Raw genomic sequence first — 2,826 nt, 5'->3', positions numbered from 1 at the left:
CGGCACTGGCGAAAACTCAATGGCATTCCCCGCTTGGCTCAGGTTATCGAGGGAGTCGTGTTCAAGGACGGAGTTCGGGAAGACGCCGAGAAAATCGCCGCCTGAGTCCGCCCCGTACACAAAATTTGACCATTACTCGATAAAGTCGCTCCCGAGGCTGGACAAATTAGCCCCGAAATCGAGGAGACCAGAAGAAATCTAGAGAAGGCTGGGTAATCGCGGGAAGAGCGCTGACAAGAGGGATCAGGTTAGCCAGCCGGGGCTAAATTTTTTTTATCGAAAGCCATGTAAGCCGACACTGAAAAAAAAATCAGCCGAGGCTTACAAATAATTTCCCTTGCTTCGCATTCTAATAAGTAGATTTACTTATTAGACTTCATGTCGTGTTGGGCCTGATTTCAGCATCAAAGCTCCCGTCAAAGAAACAAATCACAAGTACACCCTCAAGAAACCTTTATAAAAACACCCAAATAAGCGCCGTAGAGATAAAAGGACGAAATGACGGACAACTACGAATACTTCAAGAACAAGCGAACTGACCGCGTCTATCTCAGCCAATCACTGAGTCAGAAGCAATACAGGAAGAATTCAGACGGCGAAATCGAAGAGTTCGAGCGTCCATTTCGAATGCTCTCAAAGGTAATTGATTGCGCCGAATCTCACCAGTTTTTCAAGGATGGTAAACAGGTATCTCTGCGAATAACAGATGGACAGAGGCATGAAATCACAGCCAAGTTCTACGAGGACACTCGTGAAGTTTCAACACTCCAAATCCAGAAATACACAGTCGAGAGCGGAGCACCTCATCGCACATACTTCACATTTATTGGCGATGAGATATCTGTTTTGTATAACTTCCTCAGAAACATTAATCTATTGCCCATAAAAGATGAACGGAGCGCAAAGCTTGATGACAGGTTCGTCGAAAGCATAGTACTCACGAAAGAGCAAGCGCTGCTTTTATTAAGTCAGCAACCCCAATTGTTGGAGGAACTCACAAAGCATGACATTACAGCGAAAGATGTTGCAATCTTAGGTCACAGGAGAAAGCAGCTTACAGAGTTTGAGCAATTGTTAAATGACGACGCCTACTTTGAAAGCTGTAAAAGCGCACTTGGTGCTAATAAGAAGAGCGAAGACGTTTGGCAAGACTTCTTTGAAAAAAATACTTGGATCTTTGGTTACGGACTTAATTATTACCTCAACTCTCCGCTCGATGGTGAAAAATTCGAGCAAATCGTCAAGGGTCACGATTTCACCGGCGCTGGCAAGCGAGTCGATGCCCTACTAAAGACTCACGGCTTTATCAGCGCACTTTCATTTGGTGAAATAAAGACACACAAAACTCCTCTTCTGAAGCAAGTTTCTACTCCTTACAGAAAAGAAAGTTGGCAAATATCTGATGAATTATCCGGAGGAATCGCGCAAATCCAGCGATCCGTTCAGGTATCTCTTTCGAATATTCGCTCGCGAACCATAATCAAAGACGAATCTGGTGCCCCAACAGGGGAGCAGTTATTTCTTTACCAGCCTAAGTCGTTCTTAGTCATCGGTTCACTCTCAGAGTTTCAGAGCGCGCACGGCATCAATGAAGATAAGTATTCTTCATTTGAACTCTTTCGTCGCAATATTGCGGCACCGGAAATCATCGCTTTCGACGAACTCTATCAACGAGCTAGATTCATAGTTGAGTCGAATGCAAGTTAAGCACAGTGTGACCGGTAGAGCACTACCAAGAAGGTGGCAGGCTTTCGTTGTTGGACTGATGCCCCAGGGTTAGGGCGTTCGTTGCCGACTGAACCGCCCCGGCTTTGCCGGAGGCTCCAACCTTTGAGAGGATGGAGCGATGAAGACATCAACGAACTATTCACCGGAAGTACGGGAGCGGGCGGTCCGCCTGGTGCGGGAGCATCAAGGCGAGTATCCCTCCCAATGGGCCACCATCGTTTCCATTGCCGCCAAGATCGGTTGTACGGCCGAGACGCTACGCCGCTGGGTACGACGGCAAGCCGAGAAGGACAGCGGGGAACGGGAGGGACTGACGACCGACGAGCGAGAGCGGATCAAGGTACTGGAGCGCGAGGTGCGTGAACTGCGCCAGGCGAACGAGATTCTGCGCAAGGCGTCGGCTTATTTTGCCCAGGCGGAGCTCGACCGCCCGTTCAAGCGATGAAGGCGTTCATTGATGAACACCGCGAAGCCTATGGGGTCGAGCCGATCTGCAAGGTGCTGCCGATCGCCCCGTCGACGTACTATCGACATGCCGCATGCAAGGCTGATCCTGGCCGAAGATCGGCCCGAGCCCGGCGCGACGAGTGCCTAAGCGGGCAAATTCAGCGGGTCTGGGAGGAGAATTTCCAGGTCTACGGCGTACGCAAGGTCTGGCGCCAATTGCGGCGCAAAGGGGTGGCTGTCGCCCGCTGCACGGTGGAGCGGCTCATGAAGCGGATCGGACTGCAAGGCGTGGTGCGCGGCAAGCCAGTCAAAACCACGGTCAGCGACAAAGGCGTCCTGTGTCCGCTGGATCGCGTCAACCGGCAGTTTCGGGCTGAGCGTCCGAATGCCTTGTGGGTGGCGGATTTCACGTACGTCTCCACCGGGCAAGGCTTCGTCTACGTGGCCTTCGTCACTGACGTGTTTTCCCGGCGTATCGTCGGCTGGAAGGTCTCCGGTTCCGCCCGCACCGGCTTCGTGCTGGGGCGCGGTGGAACTGGCGACGATGAGAAAGTCGCCGTCGGTCAGCCGCAAGGCGGAGAGATGGACGAAACACCCCCAGACGGGGCGCCGGCCTGCGAGATAGCAGGTTCGCCCCGGCTTCAGGGACTG

At 51.9% G+C, this 2,826-nt stretch carries 1 protein-coding gene, 1 pseudogene and 1 other annotated feature; the gene and the pseudogene both read left to right on the top strand.

Annotated elements, in window-relative coordinates; all coding sequences use genetic code 11:
- The first annotated feature begins 498 nt into the window (after positions 1-498).
- On the top strand, positions 499-1,707 hold the full coding sequence (locus VEB01_RS12840) for a Shedu immune nuclease family protein (protein ID WP_324876034.1): 1,209 nt from the start codon (positions 499-501) through the stop codon (positions 1,705-1,707).
- Positions 1,708-1,846: 139 nt separating this feature from the next.
- A pseudogene (locus VEB01_RS12835) lies at positions 1,847-2,826 on the top strand (IS3 family transposase); the annotation flags it as partial.
- Positions 2,128-2,244: a sequence feature (AL1L pseudoknot), on the top strand. Its footprint overlaps the pseudogene before it by 117 nt.

This window comes from Methylocaldum sp., assembly GCF_035627495.1.
Taxonomy (GTDB): domain Bacteria; phylum Pseudomonadota; class Gammaproteobacteria; order Methylococcales; family Methylococcaceae; genus Methylocaldum.
The sequence above is the reverse complement of the archived record's forward strand: the minus strand, read 5'-3'. Positions and strand labels throughout refer to the sequence as shown.

Coding starts and splice junctions, on each gene's coding strand:
- VEB01_RS12840 (WP_324876034.1), top strand. CDS start 499: ATGACGGACAACTACGAATACTTCAAGAACAAGCGAACTGACCGCGTC.